Here is a 514-nt window from a genome sequence, read left to right on the forward strand (position 1 = left end):
TTTCCATTTCTTTGAAGGGCAAATTTACAATAGTGAAATCGAAGATATCAATAGTGAGAATATCACCGTTGAAGAGATACAAGATTATATCAATACACCGTATCAGGATGAACATATCACAACAGTACCAGATGAGAACGTGGATAATTAAGACAGTTAATTCCTCATCACTAAGGACATTTAAAGAGCAATTATTCTAAGATTCAACTTCAGTGGGGCTAACCTATCGGTTCTATTTCCTAACCCTATCGGTCATAACCGGATGTATATTGGATTTTGTATTAAAGAGATATTTGATAGATAAACGCTAAGCAAAAAGCACGCTGCTCTTTGAAGTAACGTGCTTTTCTTATTTTATTGATTTTCATAACTTATACTTAGTCAATTTCGGCTATGGCAGTGATGGCTGCAATGCGTCCAAAGGTAAAGATATCGGCTAAGGCATTACCACCTAAACGGTTACCAGCATGGATACCTCCTGCAACTTCACCAGCAGCGAATAGTCCTGGAATCG

Annotated in this window: 1 protein-coding gene; it reads right to left on the reverse strand. The window is 37.4% G+C overall.

The window, feature by feature from the left end; genetic code table 11:
* Positions 1 to 377 precede the first annotated feature (377 nt).
* The coding region (locus ACRCJ0_RS19330; RefSeq protein WP_431391845.1) for an FAD-binding protein at positions 378 to 514 on the reverse strand (137 nt) is incomplete at its 5' end.

This window comes from Aerococcus sp. L_32 (assembly GCF_050689315.1).